Annotated in this window: 20 protein-coding genes; 9 read left to right on the top strand and 11 right to left on the bottom strand. The window is 71.4% G+C overall.

The features are described 5' to 3' along the window. Window positions 1-22: 22 nt before the first annotated feature. Together ACMW4R_RS05930 and ACMW4R_RS05925 are read right to left on the bottom strand one after the other, a co-directional pair. Complete coding sequence (locus ACMW4R_RS05930; protein WP_418299417.1) at window positions 23-1,945, bottom strand: M3 family metallopeptidase; 1,923 nt, start codon at window positions 1,943-1,945, stop codon at window positions 23-25. A 38-nt stretch (window positions 1,946-1,983) separates the two neighbouring features. Beyond that, window positions 1,984-2,598, bottom strand: coding sequence for an NUDIX hydrolase family protein (locus ACMW4R_RS05925; protein WP_058596715.1), 615 nt, complete (start codon window positions 2,596-2,598; stop codon window positions 1,984-1,986). Window positions 2,599-2,820: 222 nt separating this feature from the next. Between ACMW4R_RS05925 and ACMW4R_RS05920 the strand changes: the two genes are divergently transcribed. After that, window positions 2,821-3,483 carry an alpha/beta hydrolase gene (locus tag ACMW4R_RS05920; protein WP_363338001.1) on the top strand — a complete coding sequence of 221 codons (663 nt, stop codon included), beginning with the start codon at window positions 2,821-2,823 and terminating at the stop codon, window positions 3,481-3,483. Window position 3,484: 1 nt separating this feature from the next. On the opposite strand, the gene ACMW4R_RS05915 is transcribed toward ACMW4R_RS05920, so the two are convergent. Beyond that, a complete protein-coding gene (locus ACMW4R_RS05915) occupies window positions 3,485-3,790 on the bottom strand; it encodes a hypothetical protein (protein WP_153001411.1) in 306 nt (101 codons plus the stop codon). A gap of 228 nt (window positions 3,791-4,018) precedes the next feature. On the opposite strand from ACMW4R_RS05915, the gene ACMW4R_RS05910 reads away from it, so the two are divergent. Beyond that, window positions 4,019-5,608: an ABC-F family ATP-binding cassette domain-containing protein gene (locus tag ACMW4R_RS05910; protein WP_058626784.1), complete on the top strand. Its 1,590-nt coding sequence runs from the start codon at window positions 4,019-4,021 to the stop codon at window positions 5,606-5,608. A gap of 2 nt (window positions 5,609-5,610) precedes the next feature. On the opposite strand, the gene ACMW4R_RS05905 is transcribed toward ACMW4R_RS05910, so the two are convergent. Beyond that, on the bottom strand, window positions 5,611-5,895 hold the full coding sequence (locus tag ACMW4R_RS05905; protein WP_058613893.1) for a hypothetical protein: 285 nt from the start codon (window positions 5,893-5,895) through the stop codon (window positions 5,611-5,613). A gap of 139 nt (window positions 5,896-6,034) precedes the next feature. Here ACMW4R_RS05905 and ACMW4R_RS05900 point away from each other — a divergent pair, with 139 nt between their 5' ends. The 3 genes from ACMW4R_RS05900 (at window position 6,035) to ACMW4R_RS05890 (ending at window position 12,258) form a co-directional block, all read left to right on the top strand. After that, on the top strand, window positions 6,035-10,708 hold the full coding sequence (locus ACMW4R_RS05900; RefSeq protein WP_418299416.1) for an ATP-dependent helicase: 4,674 nt from the start codon (window positions 6,035-6,037) through the stop codon (window positions 10,706-10,708). 122 nt (window positions 10,709-10,830) lie between these two features. Then, window positions 10,831-11,607, top strand: coding sequence for a DNA-formamidopyrimidine glycosylase family protein (locus ACMW4R_RS05895; RefSeq protein ID WP_363376071.1), 777 nt, complete (start codon window positions 10,831-10,833; stop codon window positions 11,605-11,607). Window positions 11,608-11,850: 243 nt separating this feature from the next. After that, window positions 11,851-12,258 carry a transferase gene (locus ACMW4R_RS05890; RefSeq protein WP_058598191.1) on the top strand — a complete coding sequence of 136 codons (408 nt, stop codon included), beginning with the start codon at window positions 11,851-11,853 and terminating at the stop codon, window positions 12,256-12,258. 90 nt (window positions 12,259-12,348) lie between these two features. Here ACMW4R_RS05890 and ACMW4R_RS05885 read toward each other — a convergent pair whose 3' ends face one another. Further along, on the bottom strand, window positions 12,349-12,738 hold the full coding sequence (locus ACMW4R_RS05885; RefSeq protein ID WP_058598188.1) for a DUF1304 domain-containing protein: 390 nt from the start codon (window positions 12,736-12,738) through the stop codon (window positions 12,349-12,351). A gap of 35 nt (window positions 12,739-12,773) precedes the next feature. On the opposite strand from ACMW4R_RS05885, the gene ACMW4R_RS05880 reads away from it, so the two are divergent. The 4 genes from ACMW4R_RS05880 (at window position 12,774) to ACMW4R_RS05865 (ending at window position 17,558) form a co-directional block, all read left to right on the top strand. Further along, complete coding sequence (locus ACMW4R_RS05880; protein ID WP_418299415.1) at window positions 12,774-13,496, top strand: LysR substrate-binding domain-containing protein; 723 nt, start codon at window positions 12,774-12,776, stop codon at window positions 13,494-13,496. Between the two features lie 87 nt (window positions 13,497-13,583). Continuing rightward, window positions 13,584-15,665: a CocE/NonD family hydrolase gene (locus tag ACMW4R_RS05875; protein WP_418299414.1), complete on the top strand. Its 2,082-nt coding sequence runs from the start codon at window positions 13,584-13,586 to the stop codon at window positions 15,663-15,665. 64 nt (window positions 15,666-15,729) lie between these two features. Further along, complete coding sequence (locus ACMW4R_RS05870) at window positions 15,730-16,458, top strand: glutamine amidotransferase-related protein (RefSeq protein WP_418299413.1); 729 nt, start codon at window positions 15,730-15,732, stop codon at window positions 16,456-16,458. Between the two features lie 284 nt (window positions 16,459-16,742). After that, window positions 16,743-17,558, top strand: a complete 816-nt coding sequence (locus ACMW4R_RS05865) for a tryptophan-rich sensory protein (protein ID WP_418299412.1) — start codon at window positions 16,743-16,745, stop codon at window positions 17,556-17,558. Window positions 17,559-17,775: 217 nt separating this feature from the next. Here ACMW4R_RS05865 and treZ read toward each other — a convergent pair whose 3' ends face one another. The 6 genes from treZ to ACMW4R_RS05835 all read right to left on the bottom strand — a co-directional run bounded on the left by treZ (window position 17,776) and on the right by ACMW4R_RS05835 (window position 26,328). Further along, window positions 17,776-19,527: a malto-oligosyltrehalose trehalohydrolase gene (gene treZ / locus ACMW4R_RS05860; RefSeq protein WP_418299411.1), complete on the bottom strand. Its 1,752-nt coding sequence runs from the start codon at window positions 19,525-19,527 to the stop codon at window positions 17,776-17,778. Window positions 19,528-19,591: 64 nt separating this feature from the next. Next, complete coding sequence (gene treY, locus ACMW4R_RS05855; protein WP_418299890.1) at window positions 19,592-21,997, bottom strand: malto-oligosyltrehalose synthase; 2,406 nt, start codon at window positions 21,995-21,997, stop codon at window positions 19,592-19,594. Window positions 21,998-22,002: 5 nt separating this feature from the next. Continuing rightward, complete coding sequence (gene glgX, locus ACMW4R_RS05850; protein WP_241490393.1) at window positions 22,003-24,225, bottom strand: glycogen debranching protein GlgX; 2,223 nt, start codon at window positions 24,223-24,225, stop codon at window positions 22,003-22,005. Window positions 24,226-24,289: 64 nt separating this feature from the next. After that, window positions 24,290-24,766 carry a glutaminase gene (locus ACMW4R_RS05845; RefSeq protein ID WP_418299410.1) on the bottom strand — a complete coding sequence of 159 codons (477 nt, stop codon included), beginning with the start codon at window positions 24,764-24,766 and terminating at the stop codon, window positions 24,290-24,292. Then, window positions 24,763-25,629 (bottom strand): transposase, encoded by an 867-nt coding sequence (locus tag ACMW4R_RS05840; RefSeq protein WP_418299409.1) that lies wholly within the window; start codon window positions 25,627-25,629, stop codon window positions 24,763-24,765. The genes ACMW4R_RS05845 and ACMW4R_RS05840 overlap by 4 nt, the downstream gene beginning before the upstream one ends. Before the next feature lie 21 nt (window positions 25,630-25,650). Continuing rightward, entirely contained in the window at window positions 25,651-26,328 is a 678-nt protein-coding gene (locus ACMW4R_RS05835) for a GTP pyrophosphokinase (protein ID WP_058596588.1), read from the bottom strand. Window positions 26,329-26,330 lie beyond the last annotated feature (2 nt).

Raw genomic sequence — 26,330 nt, 5'->3', positions numbered from 1 at the left:
CGATGCCACGGCCCTCACCGCCTCAGGAACCCGCGAGCCAGTCGCGGTAGGCGTCGAAGGTGCTCTCTCGCCCGAGGAAAGCGGTGACGAGGTCGCGCGCGTCGCGCGAGCCGCCCGGCTCGAGGATCTCGCGGCGGTACCGCTCGGCGGTCTCGGCGTCGAACAGGTCGTCGCCGAAGGCCGAGAGCAGATCGCGCGCGATCACGAGGCTCCACTGGTAGGTGTAGTAGCACGCGCCGTATCCGGTCAGGTGGCCGAAACCGGCATAAGAGTGCGACCCGTCGAGGGGCGTCACGGGGCTGGCCGCCCGGTAGTAGCCGTCGACGGCGCTCCGCAGATCGGACGGGCGCTCGACGTGCAGGCGGTACGACGTCGTCGCGTGCCCGAGCTGGCGTGTCACCTCGAGCGCACGGCCGAACGCGTCGGCCGTCCACATGCGGGCGACGAGATCGGCGGGGATCGGTTCTCCGGCATCGTTCAGGGCGAAGGATGCCAGCACCCCGGCATCCCAGGCCCACTCCTCGAGCAGCTGGCTCGGCGCCTCGACGAAGTCCCACTCGGTCGCGACGCCGGTGAACCGTGCCCACCGCTGGTGGCCCCCGATGATCTCGTGCACGAGGTGACCGAACTCGTGGAAGAAGGTGACGACCTCGTCGTGCTCGAGCAGGCCGCGTGAGAAATTGCAGAGCAGGACGCCCTCGGGGAGGGATCGGCCGGATATCCCGGGCGCGAGCGGGAAGCACGCGGCGTGGTTGTACTTTCCATCGCGCGGGTGGAGATCGAGGTGGATGCGGCCGAGCCGCTCGTCGCCGCGCACGACGTCGTAGGTGCGCACGTCGTCATGCCACGACGGGGCGTCGACGGGCACGTACGAGACATCGAGCAAACGCGCGGTCGTCTCGAGCACGCCGTCCAGCGTGCGATCGAACCGGAAGTAGGACCGCACGACCTGCGCGTCGACGTCGTACTCCTCGCGCTTCAGGGCGCTCAACAGGTACCAGAAGTCAGCGATCGTGACGGCCTCAGCGGACGGGTCGTCACGGCGCAGCCGCTCGAGGATGCGGTCGTACTCGACCGCTGCCGCGGGCGCCGCCGCATCGGCCACGCGCGTCAGGAACGCGTCGACGGCGGCGCTCGATCCGATCATGCGCGTCTCGGTCTCGTAATCGGCCCAGTCGCCGTATCCGAGCAGCGCGGCGCGTTCCGCTCGCACAGCCAGCAACTCGGCGAGCACGGGCTCGTTCTCGGGCCAGGCCAGGTCGTTGTAGGCGGCGACCAGCGCATGGCGCGTGGAGCGATCGCGGGCGTATTCCCGCACCGGCATGAGGTCGGTGTACTCGGTCGTCAACGTCACCTTCCCCTCGTCGTCGACCGGATGATCGGCGACGAAGTCAGCGGGCAAGCCGTCGAGGGCGGTCGCCGGCACCCGGATCTCGCGTCTGCCCTCACGGATGTGGCGCGAGAACGTCAACGACAACTCGGTGTCGCGGTCGCTCAGCTCGCGGACGCGCTCGCGCGCTGCATCGTCGAGATCGACACCACCCCGCCGGAAGTCGCGACGGATGTGCGTGAGGAGCCGCAGCTCGTCGTCGCCGAGGCCGGTCTCATCGGCCTCGGCGAACGCCCTCCACAGCCCCCGGTCCAGCAGACGCCGAGCCTGAAGGGCCTCGAACTGCTGGACCTGTTCTTCGGCGAGGCGACGGATCTCGGCATCCGGATGCGACTCGCTCAGCAGGTGCGCCTCGGACAACGCTTCGGCGAAGGCGATGTCGGCGTCGTTCCAGAGCTCCAGCCGCTCGGCGGTGGGCAGATCGTCCGCCGTCGCGAGACGGGCGTCGATCGCGTCGATACGCGCGCGACGGGTGGCGGGACGGTCGGTGACGAAGCTCGTCCACCCGGCGGCGTCCGTGGGCAGGAGCAGCGGAGCAGGTTCGGTGATCGGCATCCTCCGACCCTAGACAGGGCCTCCGACACCGGCAAAGGTCAGCGCAGCGCGCCCACCGAGGCGAGCGCCTGACGCACGAGGGTGCCGCGACCGCCCTCCATCTCGGCGGCGAGAGCGTCGGATGCCGCCTCCTCGGGCGACAGCCACGTGACCTCGAGCGCGTCCTGGCGCGGTTCGCACGTGCCGGTGACGGGCACGACGAACGCGAGCGCGACGGCGTGCTGCCGGTCGTCGTGGAACGCGCTGACACCCGGAAGCGGGAAGTACTCGGCCACCGTGAACGGCGCCGGCTGCGGCGGGAGGAGCGGGAAGGCCATCGGTCCGAGGTCGTTCTCGACGTGCCGGAACAGCGCGTCGCGCACCGTCTCGCCGTAGCGCACGCGCCCCGAGACGAGGGTGCGCGTCATCTCTCCGAGCGGCGTCGCGCGCAGCAGGATCCCGACCTGCGTCACCATGCCCATCCCGTCGGTGCGCACCGGGAGCGCCTCGACGTAGAGCATCGGGAGTCGTCGCCGCGCCTCGGCCAGCTCGACCTCGCTGAGCCAGCCCGGGTTGGTGTTCGGACCGCTGGGGGCGCCCGAGAAGGGGCCGGACAGCGGCTCGCGCTCCCCGCCGTTGTCGCCGGGCTCGGGGTCGGGTGTGCGGACAGCCATGCTCCCTGTATATCAATCGACCGCTCCCGATGCCGCGTGTCCGCGGAGGGCGAGGCGGGTTCCGCAGCCCGGAGGGGAGGAAATCCGGCGTCGGAGCGGCGTCCCCTCCCGGAACCACCCCCGCCGGGACCCGCTTCCCCGCCGGCGGGGTTCGCCGTCGAGGCTCGATGTCACGGCCCGCTGCCCGCGCCCGATGTCGGAGGCCTTTGCCACAATGGCCGCATGAGCGCGCCCCTCTCTCTCGACTCCTCCCTCGTGCGGTGGTCGGTGCCCCCGGCCGAGCGCGGGGATCGGCCGGTCCTGCTCCTGCTGCACGGCTACGGCTCCGACGAGCACGATCTCTTCGGTCTCGTGCCGTATCTTCCGTCCGAGTTCGTGGTCGCGAGCGTCCGCGCTCCGCTCGCGCCGCCGTGGCCGATGCCGGGAGCCTCGTGGTATCCGATCGAGGGCCTCGACGGACGCGACCCCGACGCCGTCACCCGCGCGGCGCGATCCGTGCTGGCGTGGATTCAGGATGCCGTCGGCGACGCCCCCGTGGGACTCCTCGGCTTCTCACAGGGCGGCGCCGTCGCGCTCCAGACGCTGCGCGCCGACCCCGACGCGGTGTCGTTCGCGGTCGTGCTGGCCGGCTATGCGGCCGGCGGTGAGCTGCCGGGCGACGCGGTCCTCGCCGAGCGACGGCCCCCGGTGTTCTGGGGGCGGGGCGCGGCCGACGACGTCATCCCCGCGCACCTGATCGACGCGACGGCGCAGTGGCTTCCCGGACACAGCGAGCTGAGCGGCCGGGTCTACCCGGGGCTCACGCACTCGATCTCGCAGGACGAGCTCGACGACGTCCGCGCGTTCCTCGACGCGCGCCTCGCCGACCGCGCGGCCGCGGACTGACTCAGCAGTGCGAACCGTCCCCTCCGCCGCCGTTGTCGCCGCACGAGGCGTCCGACGCGAAGCCGCTGTCGACATAGTTCGACGACGAGACCGAGCCTCCGCCCCGTCCGCGCGGGATCGAGCCCAGCCCGCCCATCACCGCGCCGAAGAGCGCCCCGGTGCGGAGACCGCCCACGGCATCGCCGAGGAAGACACCGACGACGACGAACACGATCACCCAGGCGGGGAACGTCACCGCCCACGCGAAGAGGAGTCGACGCCGCCTTTCTTCGGCTTTCCGGCGGTCCAGGGGGGAGGAAGCAACCACGCCGACAGACTAACCACGGCGACCGACAGCGGTGGGGTTCCGCATGACTCCCGGGTCGGCTATCGTGGACAGCCCTGTCCCCGAGAACGAGGTCTCCTCCGGTGAAGAACGTCGACGCTTCCGCGCCCCTGTCCGCGCGCTGACCCGTCGACCCGCCGTTTCTCGGCATCCCTCCGCTGATGCGGACGGGTCCGGCGTCCGCGCATCCCGCGTTCCCGGAGTTCCGTCATGTCTTCACCGTCCCCCTCCCTCGTCTTCGACCACGTCCGCCTCGAGTGGCCCGACGGAACCGTCGCCCTCGACGGCGTCTCGGGCGCGCTCGGCCGCGGGCGCACGGGTCTCGTCGGCCGCAACGGCGCCGGCAAGTCCACGCTCCTCCGTCTCGCCGCGGGGCACATCACCCCGACGTCCGGCTCGGTCTCGGCATCCGGTGAGGTCGCGATGCTCCCCCAGCGTCTGGCAGCCGATCCGCGCCGACCGGTCTCCTCGCTCCTCGGGGTCGAGAAGGCGCTGACCGCCCTCCGCGCGATCGAGTCGGGCGACGTCGCTCCGCACCACTTCGACGCCGTCGGCGACGACTGGGACGTCGAGACACGCGCTCACGCCCTGCTCGCAGAGGCCGGTGTGGCGTCCGACGCGCTGGATCGCACCGTCGGCGAGCTTTCCGGCGGTGAGACGATGCTGGCCGCGCTCGTCGGGCTGCGCGCCCGAGCGGCGGACATCACGCTGCTCGACGAGCCGACGAACGACCTCGACCGCGAGGCCCGCGCGCGGGTGAGCGAACTCGTGCAGGCGTGGCCCGGCACCCTCGTCGTGGTGAGTCACGACGTGAGCCTGCTGGAGCTGATGGATGCCACCGCCGAGCTGTACGGCCACACCCTCAGCGTCGTCGGCGGTCCGTACAGCGTCTGGAGAGCGCACCGCGACGCGGAGCAGGAAGCCGCTGTCCGCGCCGAGCGCGACGCCGCGCAGAGCCTCCGCCGCGAGCGACGGCAACGCATCGAGTCGTACGACAAGCTCGCCACCCGCGCCCGCGTCGCGCACAAGGCGCAGGTCGAGAAGCGGGTTCCGAAAATCATCGCGGGAGGACGCGCCAACGCGGCGCAGGTGAGCGCGGGCCGATTGAGCTCGGAGATGAAGGGCAAGGAGGATGCCGCGCGCGCGGCCTTGAACGAGGCGTCGGCGCGCGTCCGCGATGACGACGTGGTGCGCATCGATCTGCCCGATCCGGGCAACGCGCCCGGTCGGCGCGTCCTGACCCTGGGCGACGGCGAGCGCGAGTGGATCGTCACCGGACGCGAGCGGGTCGCCCTGGTGGGGCGGAACGGTACCGGGAAGACGACGCTGCTGCAGAGCATCGTGCACGGCACGGAGGCTGCGGTCCACGCTCGAGCGAGCGTGGAGCACGTCGGCTACCTCCCCCAGCGTCTCGACGGTCTCGACGACGCGGCATCCGTCCTCGACACGGTCTGCGCGGCGGCGCCGGACGTTCCCGTCGCGGCGGTGCGCGATCGACTCGCCCGCTTCCTCGTCCGTGGAGACGCGGTCACGCGCCCCCTCGGATCGCTGTCCGGCGGCGAGCGCTTCCGCGTCGCCCTCGCCCGGCTGCTGCTGGCCGATCCGCCGCCGCAGCTCCTCGTTCTCGACGAGCCGACGAACAACCTCGACCTCGACACGATCGACCAGGTGGTCTCAGCGCTGCAGGCGTACCGCGGGGCGGTGCTCGTGGTCAGCCACGACGACGCGTTCCTCGCGCGCCTCGGGCTGGATCTCCTTCTGGAGCTGGAGGACGGGAGGCTCGTCGAGCGCGCGCCGTGACCTCAACAGGCGCCATCGCCGCCTCCACCGCCGCCGTCGCCGCAGCCCCCGCCGCCGATGACCACGGCACCCGCGTCGGTGCCGGAGCCGCCGGGCGAGGACGCCGCCGCGCGTACCGCGAAGACCGCGAAACCACCGAAGAGCAGGGCCAGGATGCCACCGATCGTGGCGCCCATGAGGAGGTTCTGCGAGCCGAGCCACAGGGCGGCACCGATGGCGAGGCCGAGCAGGACGGAGACGGACACGACCGCGACGGCGGCCCGCGGGGACGACGATGCGCTGTTCATGTCCCCACGCTAGACAGCGCCGGTGGAGACCGCCTCCGCCCGGGGACGGAGACGCTTCCGCCGGGCGGAGGAACCGCCGTCCGCGGCGGGCGAACGTCAACCCCGACCCGATGTCGGAGGTCCGAGAGAGGATGTCGGCATGGCTGACGTCCTCGACAGATTTGGTCCTGCGACGCAGGACTGGTTCCGCGGTGCGTTCTCGGCCCCGACCAATGCCCAGAAAGGCGCGTGGGAATCGGTGTCGTCCGGGCGCAACGCGCTCGTCGTCGCGCCCACCGGCTCCGGCAAGACCCTCTCGGCCTTCCTCTTCGCGATCGATCGGATCTTCCGCGAGAAGGCGCCTGAGACTCCGGATGCCGAGCCCCCGCGCCGCGGCAAGAAGGCCGCCCCGAAGACCCCGGCGACCAACACGCGCGTCCTCTACATCTCACCGCTCAAGGCCCTCGGCGTCGACGTCGAGCGGAACCTCCGGTCGCCGCTCGTCGGGATCGGGCAGTCGGCCCGGCGCCTCGGCATCCAGGTCCCCGGCGTGACCGTGGGCGTGCGCTCCGGCGACACGAGTTCGAGCGACCGTCGAAAGCTCGTCACCGACCCGCCCGACATCCTCATCACGACGCCCGAGTCGCTGTACCTCATGCTGACGAGCCAGGCCGCCGAGACGCTCCGCGGCGTGCACACCGTCATCATCGACGAGGTGCACGCCGTGGCGGCCACCAAGCGCGGCGCCCACCTGGCGGTGAGCCTCGAGCGGCTGGATGCGCTCCTCGAGAAGCCCGCGCAGCGCATCGGCCTCTCGGCCACGGTGCGACCGATCGACGAGGTCGCTCGGTTCCTCGGCGGCGCTCAGCCCGTCGACATCGTGGCGCCGAAGGCGACGAAGGCGTTCGACCTGTCGGTCGTCGTGCCGATCGAAGACATGCTCAACCCTCCCCCGCCCCCGGGTTCGCCCGACCCCGACGAGGCGACCGACGGCGAGTGGTTCTCCGAGCGCCCCGAGAGCACCGAGATGGCCGGCTCGGTGTGGCCGCACGTCGAGGAGGCGATCGTCGACCGCATCCTCGAACGCCGCTCGACGATCGTGTTCGCGAACTCCCGGCGCCTGGCCGAGCGGCTCACCGGGCGCCTCAACGAGATCTACGCCGAACGCGTCGGCATCGACGTGCCCGAGCCGACCGTGCCGGCGGCCATGATGGCGCAGGCGGGGTCGTCCGCGGGCGTCTCCGCGATCCTCGCGAAAGCCCACCACGGCTCGGTCTCCAAGGAGCAGCGCGCCCAGGTCGAGGACGAACTGAAGTCGGGCGCGCTGCGCTGCGTGGTGGCGACGAGCAGCCTCGAGCTCGGGATCGACATGGGCGCGGTCGACCTCGTCATCCAGGTCGAGGCGCCCCCGAGCGCGGCATCCGGTCTCCAGCGTGTGGGACGCGCCGGGCACCAGGTCGGCGAGGTCAGCCGCGCCGCTCTCTTCCCGAAGCATCGCAGCGACGTGCTCCACACGGCGGTGGTCACCGAGCGCATGCTCGCCGGCCGGATCGAGGCGATCGCTGTGCCGCAGAATCCGCTCGACATCCTCGCCCAGCAGACCGTCGCGGCCGCCGCCCTGGGCTCGATCGACGTCGAGGAGTGGTTCGATACCGTCAAGCGCAGCGCGCCCTTCCGCTCACTCCCCCGCTCGGCCTATGAGGCCACGCTCGACCTGCTCGCGGGGCGCTACCCGTCCGACGAGTTCGCCGAGCTGCGCCCCCGCCTGGTCTGGGACCGCGACGCGGGGACCCTCACCGGGCGACCGGGAGCCCAACGCATCGCGGTGACCAGCGGAGGAACGATCCCCGATCGCGGGCTCTTCGGCGTGTTCGTGGCGGGTGAATCGCAGAACGCCCGCGTCGGCGAGCTCGACGAAGAGATGGTCTACGAGTCCCGCGTCAACGACGTCTTCACGCTCGGCACCACCAGCTGGCGCATCGTCGAGATCACGCACGACCGTGTCAACGTGCTGCCGGCGTTCGGGCAGCCCGGCAAGCTGCCGTTCTGGCACGGCGACGGCATCGGCCGCCCCGCCGAGCTGGGTGAAGCGCTGGGAAAGTTCTCGCGCGACCTGGCGGGCGCCGACCAGGCCAAGGCCGAGGAGCGCCTGCGCGAATCGGGACTCGACGACAACGCGATCACGAACCTGCTGTCGTATCTCGCCGAGCAGCGCGAGGCCACCGGCAGCCTCCCCACCGACCGGACGCTGACCGTCGAGCGCAGCCGCGACGAGGTCGGCGACTGGCGCATCATCCTGCACTCCCCCTACGGCATGCAGGTGCATTCCCCCTGGGCCCTCGCGGTGAACGCGCGCATCCGCGAGCGGCTCGGTGTCGAGGGGGCCGCCGTCGCGAGCGATGACGGGATCATCGCCCGGGTTCCCGATGCTGCCGCCGAACCGCCCGGAGCCGACCTCTTCGTCTTCGAACCCGATGAACTCGAGCAGATCGTCACCGACGAAGTCGGCGGATCGGCGCTGTTCGCCTCGCGCTTCCGCGAGTGCGCGGCGCGGGCGCTCCTGCTTCCGCGCCTCAACCCGAACCGCCGTTCGCCGCTGTGGCAGCAGCGGCAACGGTCCGCCCAGCTGCTCGAGGTCGCGAAGCCGCATCCGGCGTTCCCGATCATCCTCGAGACGCTGCGCGAGGTGCTGCAAGACGTCTACGACCTCCCCGCGCTCCTGCGGGTGACCAGGCAGATCGGCGAGCGGCGCATCCGGCTCGTCGAGATCACCACCTCGCAGCCCTCGCCGTACGCCCGCGACCTGCTCTTCGGGTACGTCGGCGCCTTCATGTACGAGGGTGACTCGCCTCTCGCCGAGCGACGCGCAGCGGCGCTCTCGGTCGACCCGGCGCTGCTGAGCGAACTGCTCGGCAAGGTCGAGATGCGCGAACTCCTCGACCCCGAGGTCATCGCGCAGTTCGAGCGCGAAGCGCAGCGCCTCGACCCCGACCGCCGCGCGCGCGGGGTCGAGGGCGTGGCCGACCTCCTGCGCATCCTCGGTCCGCTCGACGCGACCGAGGTCGCGGCGCGCCTCGACGCCGAGACCGATGCCCTCGCCGAGGCCGAGCGGCATCTCGCCACCCTCGTCGACGATCGCCGCGCGATCCGCGTCACGATCGGCGGCGTCTCGCGCGTCGCCGGGATCGAAGACGCCGGGAGACTCCGCGATGCCCTCGGCGCGGCGCTGCCGGTCGGCATCCCGAACGCGTTCCTCGAACCGCTCGCCGATCCGCTCGGCGATCTGGTCGCCCGCTACGCCCGCACGCACGCGCCGTTCACCACCGACGCGGTCGCGGAGCGACTGGGCGTCGGCATCGCGGTCGCCCGGTTGACGCTGCAACGGCTCGAGTCACAGGGACGGCTGGCGAGCGGGTTCTTCCTGCCCGAGGCATCGGGGGGCAGCCGCGGCGACGAGACCGAGTGGTGCGACGTCGAGGTCCTCCGTCGTCTGCGCATGCGCTCGCTCGCCGCGATCCGCGGCAGCGTCGAGCCCGTCCCGCCCGCGGCCTACGCGCGGTTCCTTCCCGTGTGGCAGCACCTGGGGCGGCCCCTCGAGGGCATCGACGGGGTGCTCGCGGTCATCGAGCAGCTCGCCGGAGTGCCGATCCCGGCGAGCGCGTGGGAGTCGCTCGTGCTGCCCTCGCGCGTCCGCGACTACTCCCCCGCGCTGCTCGACGAGCTCACCGCCACGGGCGAGGTGGTGTGGTCGGGGCACGGCACCCTTCCGGGCCGCGACGGATGGATCGCGCTCCACCCGGCCGAGGCGGCGCCGTTCACCCTGCAAGATCCCGACGATCCCGACGACCCGGCTCCCGACTCGCTCGAGGCCCGCATCCTCGGCGCACTCGAAGGCGGCGGGGCGTACTTCGCCGCGCAGCTCAAACAGCTCGCCGGGGCCGAGAACGAGCAGTCCGTCAACGATGCCCTCTGGGCGCTCACCTGGGCGGGGCGCGTCACGAACGACACGTTCGCCCCCGTGCGGACGCTCCTCAGCGGCGGTGGACAATCACACCGCGTCGCCCGTCGCGCGCCGCGCGCCCGCATGTATCGAGGGGCCGCGATGCCGCGGGCGACGTCGGCTCCGCGACCGCCGTCGCTCGGCGGGCGTTGGTCGCTTCTCCCCGAGCGGGAAGCCGATGCCGCCGCCCGCGCGACGGCGACGGCGAGCCTGCTCCTCGACCGCTACGGCGTCGTGACCCGGGGGGCCGTGCAGTCCGAGGGAGTCCCGGGCGGATTCGCCCAGGTCTACCGGATCCTGGCCGGGTTCGAGGAGGCGGGGCACTGCCGTCGCGGATACGTCATCGAGAAGCTCGGGGCGGCCCAGTTCGCCGCCTCCGCGACGGTCGACCGGCTCCGCGAGTTCGCCGCCGTCGCCGACCCTCCTCCCCTGCGCACGGTGACGCTCGCGGCGACCGACCCCGCGAACCCGTACGGCGCCGCTCTCGGCTGGCCGGCCCTCGAGGGCGTCACCCATCGCCCCGGTCGCAAAGCGGGCGGAGTTGTCGTGCTCGTCGACGGAGAACTGACCCTGTACCTGGAGCGCGGGGGCCGCACCGCCCTGGCCTTCACCGACGACGAAACGCGGCTGGCCGCGGCCGCCACCGACCTCGCCGAGACGGCGAAGCGTCGTCGGCTCGAGACGCTGACCGTCGAGCAGGTCAACGGCGAGTTCGTCTACGGCACGGCGGTCGGCCGCGCGCTGCGCTCCGCCGGGTTCGTCGAGTCCCCGAAGGGTCTCACGCTGCGCAAGCTCACCGCGGGCGACACCCTCCGCGAGGCCGCCCGTGCGTAAGCACCCCGCCACCGTGCCCACCACCCTCTACTCCACACGGAGGCCGTGCGTGCGTAAGCACCCCGCCGCCACGGCGCCCGCCCTCGACCCCGCCGCCCCTCGATCCCGGCTGGAGGCCGCCCGTGCCTGAGGGCGACACCGTCTACCGTGCGGCGGCGAAGCTCTCGGCCGCTCTGACCGGCAAGGTCGTCACGCGCTTCGACATCCGCGTCCCCGGGAGCGCCACCGCCGATCTCCGCGGCGAAACGGTGCACGGGGTCGCCGCGCGCGGCAAGCATCTCCTGCACCGCATCGGCGGGTACACGCTGCACTCGCACCTGAAGATGGAGGGCCGGTGGGACGTCTACCGGCCGGGCGAGCGGTGGCGCCGCCCCGCATTCAAGGCCCGCGCGATCGTCGGGGTGACGGGGGCGGATGCCGTCGGTTTCGACCTCGCGATGGTCGAGGTGTTGCGCACCGCCGACGAGCACACCGTCATCGGCCATCTCGGTCCCGACCTCCTCGCCGACGACTGGGACGAGGCCGAGGCGGTCCGCCGCGTCGCGGCCGATCCGCGAGAAGCGCACGTCGCGCTGCTCGACCAGCGCAACGTCGCCGGCTTCGGCAACGTCTACGCGAACGAACTGCTCTTCGTGCGGGGTATCGCGCCGACCACCCCGGCCACCGAGATCGACGCCCAGGCGACGATCGCACTCGGCGAGCGCATGATCCGCGCGAACCTCCCGCGACCCGAGCGCACCTTCACGGGCGACACCCGCCCGGGCCGTCGGTTCTGGGTCTACGGCCGCGAAGGCGCGCCCTGTCGTCGCTGCGGCACACCGATCCGCGCGACGTCCCTGGGCGCCTCGGAGACGAGCGAGCGCAACGTCTACTGGTGCCCCACCTGTCAGCCCGGGTGATTCTCCGACCGGTCCGCGGATCAGCGCCCCTCCGGTTCGCTCCTGTCAACCCGGCAGGCTCACCGCCGCCGGCGTGCGAGAACAGGAGGACGAAACATCGTCGAGAGTCCTCGCCGCACTTCTCTCGACGTCGAGCAAACCGATGGCGGCACGGGCGACGAAGAACCATTCGAGGGAATGAAGGGCATTCCCCACCCGTTGTCATACATGTCGGCTGAATCCGAGAGTCGACCGGAGGGGATCGTGGGTAAGAACTACATCGACATCGAAAACGACCACGGCGAGACGCTGCGCTACCGCAAGCACGTCAACGGTCGCGGACTCGTCGCGCACGGCGCGAAGGTCCACCCGTCGGCGCTGGTCGAGAACGGCGCCTACGTCGAACCCGGCGTGCAGATCGCCGCGGGTGTTCGTGTCGGCCGAGGGGCGTGGATCGAATCCGACGCCGTCATCGGACCCGAGGCTCGCATCGAGCCGCACGCGCACATCTGCGCCGGCGCGGTCATCGGCGCGGGCGCTCACATCGGCGTTCGCACGCAGGTGGGCCACAACGCTCGCGTCGCGACGGGCTCTCTCATCGGCGACGACGAGATCATCAACGACGGCGAAGCGGTCGCGACCGACCAGCGGGGACTCCGCCTGGCCGCGTGATCCGGCCGACGCGACAGCCGTCCCGCGGCTTCACGACCCGCACGACTCCTCGGAGCGTGCGGGTTTTCGTCTTTCGAGGCAGCGGGCCCGTCAGGCGAAGATCGCGAGCACGAGACCGATGAGCGGCAGGGTGCCCTGAATCGTCGCGGGGCGCAGGTACTTGCTGCCCGAAGTCACGAGCACGAGCGCCGCACCCAGCATGGAGCCGAGCGAGAAGATCAGCAGCGTGCGTCCGGCCACGTCGCCCACGCCGTTGACGATCCAGAACAGGATGCCGATGATGGCGCCGATCGCGAGGAAGAGGTTGTAGAAGCCCTGGTTGTAGGCCATCGGCTTCGTGGCATCCGCCGTCTTCTGGTCGGCGATCCCGAAGACCTTCCACGTCTTCGGCTGCGACCAGCGGACACTCTCGAGCACGAAGATGTAGACGTGCAGCAGGGCCGCGAGGCCGGCGAACACGAGCGCCAGGATGCCGATCATGCGTTCCACGTTACTCGCGCGGATAGCCTGGAACCATGGCGAGCGGCAGCGGGTCCCGGGGACGTGGTCCCACCGGCGGTGCCCGCAAGGGCGGAGCGGCACGGCCCTCCACGCCGAAGCGCCCCGCGAGAGGGAACGCACCGCGCCCCGCCCCCGCTCCTCCGGAACCCCCGCGCACCTTCGTGCTCGGCGCGGTCCCGGGTGCGACCCCGGGCAAGTGGATCGGCCTGTGGCGTGAGCGCATGCCGCACGTCACCCTCGAGCTCCGGGAGATCGACGTCGCCGGGCAACGGTCGCACCTCGACGAGGTCGACGCCGCTCTCGTGCGGCTCCCCGTCACGGCATCCGATGACCTCCACCTCATCCCGCTCTACGAGGAACAGCCCGTCGTCGTGATGTCGGTCGACTCTCACCTGACGGCCGGCGACGAGCTCGACACCGCGGATCTCGCCGGCGAAGTCGTGATCGTCCCCGCCGATGACGTGCTCGCCGCGCGGATTCCGGATGCCATCCCCCCGACGTTCGCGCCACCGTCCGACACCGGCGAAGCCATCGCGACCGTCGCCGCGGGCGTCGGCGTCGTGGTCGTGCCGATGTCGCTCGCGCGCGCCCACCAGCGCCGCGACGTCGAGTACCGGGTGCTGCGTGACGGACCGGTGTCGACCGTCGCGCTCGCGTGGCTCCGCGAGCGGACGACCGCCGACGTCGAGGCCTTCGTCGGCATCGTCCGGGGACGCACCGCGCGCTCTTCGCGCTGACCCCCGCGCGGGGCAACCGCACAGCAGGAGAGGGGCGCGCCTCTCGCGGTAAGGTGCGATCGACGCGCACCGCGAAGGGGAGACGGAATGCACGGACGCACAACGACGAACGCCCTGGCGCTGGCCGTCGTCCTGACCCTCATCGGCGCGACGCCCGCCGTCGCATCCGACGCGAGCGGCGCCGCGTCGGCGCCCGCCGCCCCCTCCGCGGAGGCCACCCCCGCGGACGACGCCGCCCCCACCCCTGACGCGGGCATCGACGCCGACCCCGACGTCTCGCGGGGCGTCACGCACGCGCAGAACCCCTCGGTTCCCGAGGGCGCCGTGTGGACCGAGCACTACCTGCCGTCCTCCGTCGCGAATCGCAACGGCGACCCGGTCGAGCTGCACGCCGACGTCCTTCGCCCGGCGGGTCTGCCGGCGGATGCCCGCACTCCGGTGATCCTCATCAGCGGCCCCTACCTCTCGCACGCGGGACAGCAGGCCGACGAGGGCAAGTCGTTCACCGGTCCCTCGATGCGCCACCGCGCCTTCATCGACGACGGCGGCCTGTTCGCCGCCGGCTACACCGTCGTGTTCGGGGACCTGCGCGGTTTCGGGGGAAGCTCCGGATGCTACGACTTCAGCGGTCCGGGCGAGCAGGCCGACGTGCGCGCGTTCGTGGAGTGGGCGGCATCCGCCCCGTGGTCGACGGGTCGCGTCGGAATGTACGGGAAGTCGTACGACGCCGTCACGGGCCTCATGGGTCTCGCCGACCGGCCCGCGGGTCTCGCGGCGGTCGTCGCGCAGGAGCCGTCGTGGAACCTCTACGACTACCTCTACGAGAACGGCATCCCCGCCGAGAACAACCGCACGACGATCGACGCGTACAACGGCATCGCGGCCCTCCCCGGGATCGATCACCCGGGGACCGTGGACGGCGTCGTGATCCCGCCCGACACCGAGCGCTACCGGACCAACGCCGCGTACGATCAGACCCACCCCGAGTGCGCCGCCGGCATCCTGGCCGACACCCTGGCATCCGATCCCTCCTCGCCCTTCTGGAGCGCCCGCAACACCGCGCAGCACGCCGAGGGCTCGACCGTCCCCCTGTTCCTCACGCAGGGCTGGACCGAGAGGAACACGCGTCCCGAGGGCATGGCGGAGTTCCTGGACGCCGTCGACGGCCCGGTGAGCGCGTGGGCGGGGCCCTGGGACCACTACTCCGGCAACGACGTCGACGACGCGGGGCGTCTGAAGATGGGCCGCGCCGGATGGGTCGACGAGGTGCGGGCGTTCTTCGACGCTCATCTGAGGGGAGCGCCGGCCCCCGATCCCGTCTGGGCGCTGCAGGACAACGAGGCGCACTGGCGCCTCCAGTCATCGTGGCCCGGCGTCACGCGCGAGGTCACCGCTCCTCTCGCGCCCGGCTCCTACGTCGACACCGGCCGCGGCGCCGATGCCCTCCCCGCCGGCGACGAGGGCGACGGGTCGTTCTTCGGCACCGCACCGCGCGACGCGCAGACCATCGGGGCCTCGCAGACGCTCTCCGACCCCGTCGACGAGCCGACACGGCTCAGCGGCAGGGCGTCCCTGAACCTGCGCACCCAGGGGGCGGGCATCGTGCACGCGCGACTGTGGGACGTCGAGCCCGACGGTGTGCCGACGCTCATCGTCGAAGAAGCGGCCCCGCTGGACGCGTCGGGGACGACCCGCCTGCACCTGCGCAACGTCGAATGGACGCTCGCGCCCGGACACGCACTGCTGGTCACGGTCGGAACGACCGATTCCCTCGCCTGGCGGCCCTCGCCGAGCGAGCAGACCGTGACGATCGAGAGCGGCGAGGTCACGCTCCCGCTGCAAGGGACGGCCGACGACGTGCCGACCGAGGGGCAACCGGCGCCCTTCCTGGCGACGTACCTCGAGGACGCCCGCTGGCCCGTCCCGATCGCGGCGACGCCCAGCTTCTCCCTGGCGGAGACCTCCCCCACCCCCATCCCGACCCCCTCGGCATCGGGCGCAGCGCCCGCACGCCTGGCCGAGTCGGGGATGCCGTCGAGCCCGGGCCTCGCCGTCGGGGGCGCCGCGGCGCTCCTCGCGGGAGCCCTCCTCATCGCGTTGAGGCGTTCGCGCGTGAGCCGGATCGCGGCGCGGGCGAGCGCGGCAGCCGGGCGCAGTTCCCGGACGTGACCCGCTGTTTCGCCGTGAGTCCAGCCCGGGGCGGGACGCCCGTGCGCGCGAATAGAATCCCTGGGTGACCGCTCGCCTGCTCTACGTCTGCGCCCGCCCGCAGCGCGATGCGGCCGTGGCCGAGTGGGCGTCGTTCCGCGACGGGCTCGGGGTGAACGACGACGATCTCGTGCACCACGACCTCGTCCGTGAGCCCTTCCCCCGGGATCTCGAGCGCTTCGCCGCCGTGGTCGTGGGCGGGAGTCCCTTCAACGTCACCGATCCCGACAAGACCGACGAGCAGCGCCGTCTCGAGCGCGACCTCGAGCGCCTGGCGGCCACCGCGATCGAGGGGCGCACGAGCGCGATGTTCACGTGCTTCGGTATCGGCGTCGTGACGCGCATGCTCGGCGGCGAGGTCACCCTGAACACCCCCGAGGGCACGGGGCCCGCCGAGATCGCGCTGACCGACGCGGGTCGCGACGACGAGCTGTTCGGCATCCTCGCCCCTCGTTTCCAGGCGCTGACCGCGCACAAAGAAGGAACGGCGAGCGTGCCTCCGGGGGCGACGCTCCTCGCCGAGAACGCGGCCTGTCCGGTGCAGGCGTACCGCGCCGGGGCCGGCCTGTGGGCGACGCAGTTCCACCCCGAACCGACCGCCGAGGCGTTCGTCGCCCGGATGGAGGTCTACCGCGACGCGGGGTACTTCGACGCGGAGGCCTTCGACCAGGTGTCGGCGCACGTGCGCACGGTCTCGGTCGAGCAGCCCACGCTGCTGCTGCGGTCGTTCGCCGCGCGGGCCGTCGCGGCCTGACCCTTCCGCGGGCCGTCGCGGCGTGCCCCGTCACGCGAGCCGTCAGGCGGAGTCCATGCCCGACACGCCGCCCCGCCGGCCCGCTCCACGGCGTGTCCGCCCCCAACTCCGCACGACGGTCCTGCCACCCCGCCGCGCCGTCAGGCGGAGTCCATGCCCGACACGCCCAGACACCCGCCCCTCGCACGGCGTGTCCACCCCCAACTCCGCACGACGACGCGGGCCGGATGCCGCGATGTCAAGCCCGAACCGCGAATCTCGCTAGCTTATCTAGGCTTTTGCCCATGAACGTAGAAGCTCCATGGCGGGGGAACGACCTCGCCCGTCAGATCGTCGTCCTCTCCGCCCTGTCGTTCATGATCATCGCGGCGGTGATCGGTGCCGGCGCCTTCGGCAACACCGCGGTCGAGGACCAGCAGGACGGAGCGCTCAGCACGAACGGGTCGTACCTCGCCCCCGCGGGGCCGGCGTTCTCGATCTGGTCGGTGATCTACCTCGGCCTCATCGCCTACGCGATCTGGCAGGCCCTCCCGCGCCAGCGCACGAACCCGCGCCAGCGCGCGCTCGGCTGGCTCATCGCGCTGACCATGACCCTCAACGGTCTCTGGCTCGTCGCCGCGCGTTTCGGCACCCTCTTCCTCACGGTCGTCGTCATCGTGCTGCTCCTCGCAGCCCTCGGCTGGACCTTCCGCGTCGCCGTCCGCACGCGCGAACCGCGCGGCGGCGTGGTCGACTCGATCCTCATCGACGGCGTCACGGGCCTTCACCTCGGCTGGGTCACCCTGGCCACGGTCGCCAACACGGCCGCCTGGCTCACGACCATCGCCCCCGCGTCGTGGGAGAAGGCGGCGGATGCCATCGGCATCGGGGTCCTGATCGTGGTGGGCCTCATCGGCCTGGCGATCGCGTGGCAGAGCTCGTGGCGCCTCACCCCGGCCCTCGCGCTGGCATGGGGACTGAGCTGGCTCGCGGTCGAACGCTTCGGCGGCGAGCCGCGGAGCACCGGGATCGGGGTGATGGCGATCATCGTGGCCGCCTTCGTGCTCCTGCCGCCCGCGGTCATCCGCATCCTGCGCCTGCTCCGCCCGTCGGTCGACTGACGTCTCCCGAACCTCGTCCCACTTATGGCTGGTTCCAGCCTCTCTAACCAGCCATAAGTGGAACACTCTCCGCCAAAAGTGGGACGAGGCAGAAGAGAGCTGGGACGATACAACGCCCCGCCCGACCTCGAGGTCGAGCGGGGCGCATCACGGCGAACAGCACAGAACCAGCAGAGCGGTGGCCCCGTTCCCGGAGGAACGGGGCCACCGCGTCAGATCAGACGGCCGGAGCCGCGATCGCGCTCGCTCCCGCCGGGACGGTGAGCTCCGCACCCTCGAGCAGCACGCCCTCCGCCGTGGCCAGAAGCACGCGGGCGCCGGAGGAGACGGATGCCGAGGCCTCGGCGTCCGAGAGGTTGACGACGACCACGAGGTCTCCGCGACGAAGCTCGTACACCCGACCGCCCGTCGCCTCGCGCGCCGCGGCCGACAGGCCCACGCGGGAGGGGTCGGTGAGTTCCGGGCGCTCCCGGCGGAGCTTCGCCAGCTCGCGGTACAGGCCGAGCAGCTGCGCGTGATCACCCTCGCCGACCTCGTCCCAGTCGAGCTTCGAGTTCTCGAACGTCGAGGGGTCCTGCGGGTCGGGGACCGTGGATTCGTCCCACCCCATCTTCGCGAACTCGGCGATGCGGCCCTCGGCGGTGGCCTTGCCGAGCTCGGGCTCGGGGTGCGAGGTGAAGAACTGCCAGGGCGTCGACGCGCCCCACTCCTCGCCCATGAACAGCATCGGCGTCCCCGGGGCGGTGAGCGTCAGCACGGCGGCCGCGGCGAGGCGGTCGTAGTCCAGCGACTGCGACAGACGGTCGCCCGCGGCACGGTTGCCGATCTGGTCGTGATCCTGGGCGAAGGTCACGAGCCGCCAGTTGGGCACGGCATCCGGGATGGGCTTGCCGTGCTTCTCCTCGCGGAACGACGAGTAGGTTCCGTCGTGGTAGAAACCGCCCTCACTCACCTTGCGGAACGCGTCGGGATCGGCGAAGTCCTCGTAGTACCCGATCGTCTCGCCCGTCAGGGCCACGTGGGCGGTGTGGTGCCAGTCGTCCGACCACTGCGCGGTCAGTCCGTAGCCGCCAGCCTCGCGCGGGAGGATCAGCTTCGGGTCGTTCATGTCGCTCTCGGCGATGGTCGTGAGCGGGATGCCGCGGTGCGCCGACAGGGCGTCGGTGCGCTCGGCGATCTCCTGCAGCACGTGCGGCTCGCGGTGATCGAGCAGCGCGTGCACCGCATCCAGGCGCAGACCGTCGACGTGGTAGTCGCTCATCCACATCAGCGCGTTCTCGACGATGTAGGCGCGCACCGCGTCCTCGTCGAGGTTGACCGAGTCGCCCCACGTGTTGCGGCTGCCCTCGCGGAGGTATTCGCCGAACTCGGGCAGGTAGTTGCCCGAGGGGCCGAGGTGGTTATAGACGACGTCCTGGATGACCGCGAGGCCGGCCGCGTGCGCCGCGTCGACGAAGCGCTGGTACGCCTCGGGCCCGCCGTAGGCCTCGTGCACGGTGTACCAGAGCACCCCGTCATAGCCCCAGTTCCAGGTGCCGTTGAAGCCGTTGACCGGCAGCAGCTCGACGTGGGTGACGCCGAGGTCAACGAGGTGGTCGAGGCGCCCGATCGCGGCATCCAGGGTCCCCTCGGGGGTGAAGGTGCCGAGGTGCAGCTCGTAGATGAGGCCGCCCGCGAGCTGCTTGCCTGTCCAGCTCGCGTCGTTCCAGGTGTACACGCTCGGGTCGAACCAGGCCGAAGCCTCGTGCACGCCGCCCGGCTGACGCCGTGAGCGCGGATCGGGGCGCAGGTCGTCGCCGTCGCCGAGGACGAAGCCGTACCGCTCGCCGTCCGCGAGGTCGACCGGTGCTGTCCACCACCCGTCGGCGGCGGACTCCATCTCGACGTCTCCGACGACGGTGTCACCGCTGTCGTCGAGTCGGCGCAGCCGCACCCGGTCTGCTTTGGGTGCCCAGACGTCGATGCTCATGGATGTTCCTTCGTTCGCGAGGGGTTCGGTGATGCGGGCGGCCACAGCAAGGCCCCCGCGACGGTCAGAAGATCAGCAGGGCGACGGGGTAGTACGCCAGGAGATCGGCCAGCGCGGTGGGCCCGCCCGTGAACGAGCGACCGGTCAGCACGTCGATGAGGGGCACGTCCGGAAGCAGCACGACCGTGTCGCGCCATCCCCCCGCCGCCGCCAGGCCGTGGGGCAACCGCGTCGCGACGGCGAACACGCCACCGCGGTCGAAGGCGACGACATGATCGGATGCCGCGCCCGCGGCCTCCAGCGGACGGTAGATCTCGAGCGGGTGCTCGCGACGCAACCGCAGCGCCCGTGAGGTCACGAGCAGCTTGGCTGCGCCCGTGTCATCCACCGCGGGGAAGGCCGCGCCGGGCGCATCGAGCGCGGCGAGCATGCGACGTCGCTCGGCGAAGTCCACCGCGCGACGGTTGTCGGGGTCGACCAGCGACTGCTCCCACAGCTCCGAGCCCTGGTAGACGTCGGGGACGCCCGGGCCCATGATCTGCAGAAGCTTCGCCGAGAGACCGTTCGACCAGCCCGCGGGCGAGATCTCGTCGACGAACGCGCGCACCCGCTCGGCGGCGGGGCCGGTCGCCGCGTCGACGACCGCGTGCATGCGCTCCTCGAAGGCGTCGTCCTGCTCCCACCAGCCGGTGACCTCGCTCGCCTCGCGCGCGGCCTTCTCGGCGTAGGCGTGCAGACGCTCGCGATAGACCTTCAGCCCCTCGGCAGTGGAGGCGGATGCCGGCCACGCGCCCACGATCGCCTGCCACAGCAGATTGTCGAACGGGCCGTGCCCGGTCGAGGCGATTCCACGGAACTCGCCCAGCACCTCGGCCCAGCGCTCCGGGATCTCGGCGAGCACCGCGATGCGGGCGCGCGTGTCCTCGCCGCGCTTGGTGTCGTGCGTCGACAGGGTCGTCATCGCGGTCGGCCACGACGCGTGGCGGAGCGCCTGCGCGGTGTGGAAGCCCGCGACATCGAGCGAGAACTCCCCCGGGTCGCCGCCCACCTCGGTGAGCGAGCCCAGGCGCGTGTAACGGTAGAACGCCGTGTCCTCGACGCCCTTGGCCATGACCGGACCGGTCGTCTGCTGGAAGCGCCACGCGACCTCGCGGCTGGTGTCGGCGATCACGGGGACGAGCTTCTCGATCACGTCGCCCAGCTCGGGTCGGCGCACCTCGGCTTCGCCCGCGGCGGCGTCGAGGTGGGCGCGACCGGCGGGAAGGTAGGAGCGGTAGACGGGGAAGCACGCGAGGATCTCCGCGAGCGCGTCCTGCAGCACGTCGGCCCCGAACTCCTCACGAAGCTCGGCGGGAAGCCCCCGCACCAGGCGCCGGATCTCCGACACCTGGATCGAGTCGGCGATCCTGCGCTTGGTGTCGTGGATGAGGTCGTGCCACCCGGTGAGTGGCGCGAGGTCGCTGTCGGCGCGCAGGCGCGCGTCGAGCGCGTCGAGCGCCGCCTCCCCCGCGGGGTCGGTGAGGACGCGGTCGATCTCGGCGAGCGCGTCGTAGCCGGTGGTCCCCGCGGTCTTCCACCACGAGGGCAGCGCCTCGCCGTGCTCGAGGATCTTCTCGCCGAGGACGTACCCGACCTCACCCTCGCCCGCTTCCTCGAGCGCGACCGCGAGCCGGTCGAGGTAGCCGCCCGGGTCGACGAGGCCGTCGGGGTGGTCCACGCGCAGGCCGTCGGCGAGGCCCTCGCGCACCCACCGCAGGATCTCGGCGTGCGTCGCCTGGAACACCTCGGGCAGCTCGACACGGACACCCGCCAGGGTCGTCACGGCGAAGAACCGACGGTAGTTGAGGTCCTCCGCTTCGTCCTGCCAGAAGCGCAGCTCGAAGTTCTGCGCGTCGAGCAGAGCGACGATGGCGTCGCGAGCCCCCGAGGCCGCGGCATCCGTCCCCGTCCCCGGCGCGACCGGGAAAGCGTGGTCGTAGTACCGGATCACGCCGTCGGGAGCGTCGTCGGCCGGCGTCGGGTCGTACGAGATCTCGCCGATCACCGCGTCGAGGTCGTCACCGAGCACGGGTACGCGCACCTTGCCGCCCCCGAACTCCCAGTCGATGTCGAAGGAGTCCGCGTACGCCGAGGCGCGGCCCTGGCGCAGCACGTCCCACCACCAGGCGTTCGTCCGCGGCTCCGAGACGCCCATGTGGTTCGGGACGATGTCGATCAGGATGCCGAGGCCCTCCCCGCGCGCGGCTTCCGCGAAGCGCGCGAGGCCCTCGGCACCGCCGCGTGCGGGGTCGACCCGCGTGACGTCGACGACGTCGTACCCGTGGTCGGACCCCGGAGTGGCCTCGAGCAGCGGCGACAGGTACGCCCACGAGACCCCGAGGTCACGGAGATATCCCGTGACCTCGGCAGCGTCGTCGAGGGTGAACGATTCGCGGATCTGCAGGCGGTAGGTCGAAAGCGGATGCCGCATCTCGGTCACAACTCCGGTTTGGGCGCCTGGCCCGGCAGGTCATCGGGGCCGACCACCTGGATCTGGGCGGTCAGCGAGGCGGCCACGGAGTGGTCGACCTCGGGCTCGGGGAGGTGGTGCTCCCGCAGCACGATGAGCGACTTGGGCTCGATCGGCAGCGTCTCGCCCGGGCTCAGCGGCTCGGTGTTCGCGCGCTCCCCCGCGGTGTCGACGTAGGCGTCCCACTCGGGGGCGTACTCGAAGTCCGGCAGGACGAAGTCGACGGGCTCGTCACCGGCGTTGAACAGCACGAGGAAGTGGTCGTCGCTGATCGACTCGCCGCGACGATCGCGCTCGCGGATGCCCTGGCCGTTGAGGAACACTCCGACAGCGCGACCGAAGCCGTTGTCCCAGTCCTCCGGCTGCATGAGCGAGCCGTCGGGACGCAGCCACACCACGTCGGGGATCGGCGCCCCCTCCTCCATCTTCACGGGACGGCCGTCGAAGAAGCGGCTGCGGCGGAAGGTGGGGTGCTGCTTGCGCAGCCGCGCGAGGGCCGCGGTGAACTCGATGAGCGGGTGGTCGACGTTCGACCAATCCACCCACGTGATCTCGTTGTCCTGCGCGTAGCCGTTGTTGTTACCGCCCTGCGTGCGACCGAGCTCGTCGCCGTGCAGCAGCATCGGCACGCCCTGGCTGAGCAGGAGGGTGGCGATGAAGTTGCGCTGCTGCTGCGCGCGACGCTTGAGCACCTCGGGGTCGTCGGTGGGACCCTCGATGCCCATGTTGCTCGAGCGGTTGTGCGATTCGCCGTCGTTGTTGTCTTCGCCGTTCGCCTCGTTGTGCTTCTCGTTGTACGACACGAGGTCGCGGAGGGTGAAGCCGTCGTGCGCGGTGACGAAGTTGATGGATGCCACGGGGAAGCGCCCCGAGTGCTCGTACAGGTCGGCGGACCCCGTGAGGCGCGATGCGAACTCGGCGAGCGCCTGCGGCTCGCCACGCCAGAAGTCGCGGACGGTGTCGCGGTATTTGCCGTTCCACTCGGTCCACTGGGGCGGGAAGTTTCCGACCTGGTAGCCGCCGGGACCGACGTCCCACGGCTCGGCGATGAGCTTGACCTGCGAGACCACCGGATCCTGCTGCACGAGCTCGAAGAAGGTCGCGAGCTTGTCCACCTCGTAGAACTCGCGCGCGAGGGTCGAGGCGAGGTCGAAGCGGAAGCCGTCGACGTGCATCTCGAGCACCCAATACCGCAGCGAGTCCATGATGAGCTGCAGCGTGTGGGGGTTGCCCACGTTCATGCTGTTGCCGGTGCCGGTGTAGTCGGTGTAGTACCGCTTGTCGTCGTCTTCGAGGCGGTAGTAGGCCTCGTTGTCGATGCCGCGCATCGACAGGGTCGGGCCCATGTGGTTGCCCTCGGCCGTGTGGTTGTAGACCACGTCGAGGATGACCTCGATGCCGGCCGCGTGCAGCGCCTTGACCATGGCCTTGAACTCCTGCACCTGCTGACCGTGATCGCCGGTCGAGGAATAGGTGTTCTGGGGCGCGAGGAACGCGATGGTGTTGTAGCCCCAGTAGTTCGACAGCCCCTTCTCTTCGAGGGTCGAGTCGTTGACGAACTGATGCACCGGCATCAGTTCGATCGCGGTGACGCCGAGCTTGCGCAGGTGGTCGATCACCGCCGGGTGCGCGATGCCCGCGTAGGTGCCGCGCAGCTCTTCCGGAACGTCGGGGTGCAGCTGGGTCAGACCCTTCACGTGGGCCTCGTAGATGAACGTCTCGGAGTAGGGGGTCTTGGGCTGGCGATCGCCCGACCAGTCGAAGAACGGGTTGATGACCACGCCCTTCATCATGTGCGCGGCGGAGTCCTCGTCGTTGAACGAGTCGGGATCGCCGAACTCGTAGCTGAAGACGGGCTGGCCCCAGTCGACCTGCCCTTCGACCGCCTTCGCGTAGGGGTCGAGCAGGAGCTTGCTGGCATTGAACCGCTTGCCGTTCGCGGGGTCGTACTCCCCGTGGACGCGGTACCCGTAACGCTGCCCCGGTTGGATGTTCGGGAGGTACGCGTGCCAGACGAACGCGTCGACGTCGATCAGCTCGAAGCACGTCTCCGTTCCGTCCTCGTCGAAGAGGCAGAGCTCGACCTTCTCTGCTCCTTCGCTGAACAGGGCGAAGTTCGTCCCATTACCGTCGTAAGTGGCCCCGAGGGGATAACTGGATCCTGGCCATACCTGCTGCACGTCGCTCACGATAGACCAGCGTTGTTTCGCCGACGGGGCGCGTCATGGCTGTTGACACCCGCCCCGGCCCCGACTATGCGCGCTCGGGCGGATGCCGCAGCAGCTCGACGCGCTCGTCGAGGTACCGCTCGAGCGGCAGGAAGCCGCCCGCTGCGCTCCAGCGCACGAGCGCCTCTCCCCCGCGTACCGCGAGCGGCGTCGAACGTTCACCGAGGGCGGTGAGGTCGATCGGATGCCATTCGATGTGGACCGTCTCCCCCTCGGGGACTCCTCCGCGCGCGGCCGCGGCCGCGAGTTCCGCTCGTCGGCGCTGCGACTCGGCCGCGAATCCCCGGCGCACCTCGGCGCGCGAACGCACGATGTCGCCGGTGGCGAGCACGGCGTCGTCGGTGAGCAGCAGTACGCCGAGGTGCCACGCGGTCCCCCGCGGCACGATGCGCGGCGGACGAGGGATGCCGAGAACCCGGCGCCCCTCCTGGAGCTCGCCGAGCCGTTCGCGCGGTGCGTCCGCCAGACGTGCCCGCACCTCGTCGAGGAGTGTCGCGATCACGCATCCGTCCCTTCCGCACGGGCGGCCTCGGCCCGTTCCACCGCGCGCTGCGCGACGCGCGCCGCCGCGGCGGCTTCCTTCTGCTCGCTCTCGCGCTGTCCGACGACGGCATCCGCATCGGCGGCGTCAGCCTCGGCGCGCGCTAAATCGGCTCGCAGCCCCTCGACGCGCTCGCGCGCGCGATCGGCGCGTTCCCGAGCCGTCGCGAGGCGGCGGTCAGCGGCCGCGCTCTCTCGCGCAGCGTCGGCGTGCGCGCGTTCGGCCTCGCGTACCGCGCGCTCCGCAGCCTTGCGGGCCCGCCGCGCGGCGAGATCGTCGCGTGGCGGAGACGCGGCCACCCCCTGCGGCACGGACCCCGCGACGGCGTCGTCGAGGCCGCCGGCGTCGAGAGTCGCCAGATCGATCGGCGAGACCAGCCGCCCCGTGAGCACGGCCGCGGCGACCTCAGGATCCACCACCGCGGCGTTCACCGTCTTCTCCACCGATTCCGCCATCGCCGCGCTGAGCGGCGTCCCCGCTTCGGCGGCGAGCTCGCCGGCGCGCCGCGCCAGGGCGGCGACCAGCTGGCGCCGTTGCTTCCCGAGACGCGCGAGCTCGGCGGCATCCAGGTCGTCCTGCGCCTCCTGCAGGGCCCGCGAGAGCTCGACCGCTTCGCCGAGGCGACCGTCGCGGACGAGCAGGTTGACCGCCCACGCGGCCACCGTCGGCTTGCGCAGCTTCGCGATCCGACGGCCCACCGGTCCCGCCGCGGCGGCTGCCCGCTCCGCGCGCGCGGCGGTGAACCGCGCGGGCGGCAGGGCGAGCAGGTCGGCCGCCGCTTCGTCGACGAGCGCGTCGTCGTCGCTCCGCGCTGCGCCGGTCATTGCTCCATTCTGACCGTCGGGTCAGATCGAGACCACCCCGGGCCGGGGCCCGCGGATCTCACGGTGGAGGCGCTCCATGCGGGTGTCGAGCTCGGCGGCGGTGTCGGCGGCATCCTTCAACTGATCGAGCAGATCGGCTGGAACGAGGCGGTCGTACTTGTAGTAGATCTTGTGCTCCAGGCTCGCCCAGAAGTCCATGGCGATCGTCCGGAACTGCACCTCGACCGGCACCTGGACCCTGCCCGTCGAGAGGAAGACGGGCACCTCGACGATGACGTGGAGGCTCTTGTACCCGTTGGCCTTGGGGCGGGCGATGTAGTCCTTGACGTCTCGGACGGTGATGTCGTCCTGCTGGGTGAGCAGGTCGGACAGTCGATAGGCGTCGTCGATGAAACTGCATGTGACCCGGATGCCGGCGATGTCGGTGATCGCGGCGCGAATCGAGTCGAAGTCGGTGTCGATCCCCTTACGACGCACCTTGTCGACGAGGCTGTCCGGCGTCTTCACGCGGCTCGAGACGTGCTCGATCGGGTTGTAGTCGTGCATCTCCTGGAACTCTTCGCGCAGGATCGCGATCTTCGTGTCGACCTCGGCGAGCCCGAAACGGTATTCCATGAGGAATCTCTGGAACTCGTCACGCATGGCGCGGAGAGCCGCACTCGAGACGGTGATCTGCTGATCGTCCAGCGAATCGGCCATGC

Origin of the sequence: Microbacterium sp. S1037 (assembly GCF_048381605.1) — a bacterium.
Taxonomy (GTDB): domain Bacteria; phylum Actinomycetota; class Actinomycetes; order Actinomycetales; family Microbacteriaceae; genus Microbacterium; species Microbacterium testaceum_B.
Note: the sequence above shows the minus strand (reverse complement) of the source record. Positions and strands in the feature narration are given on the sequence as shown.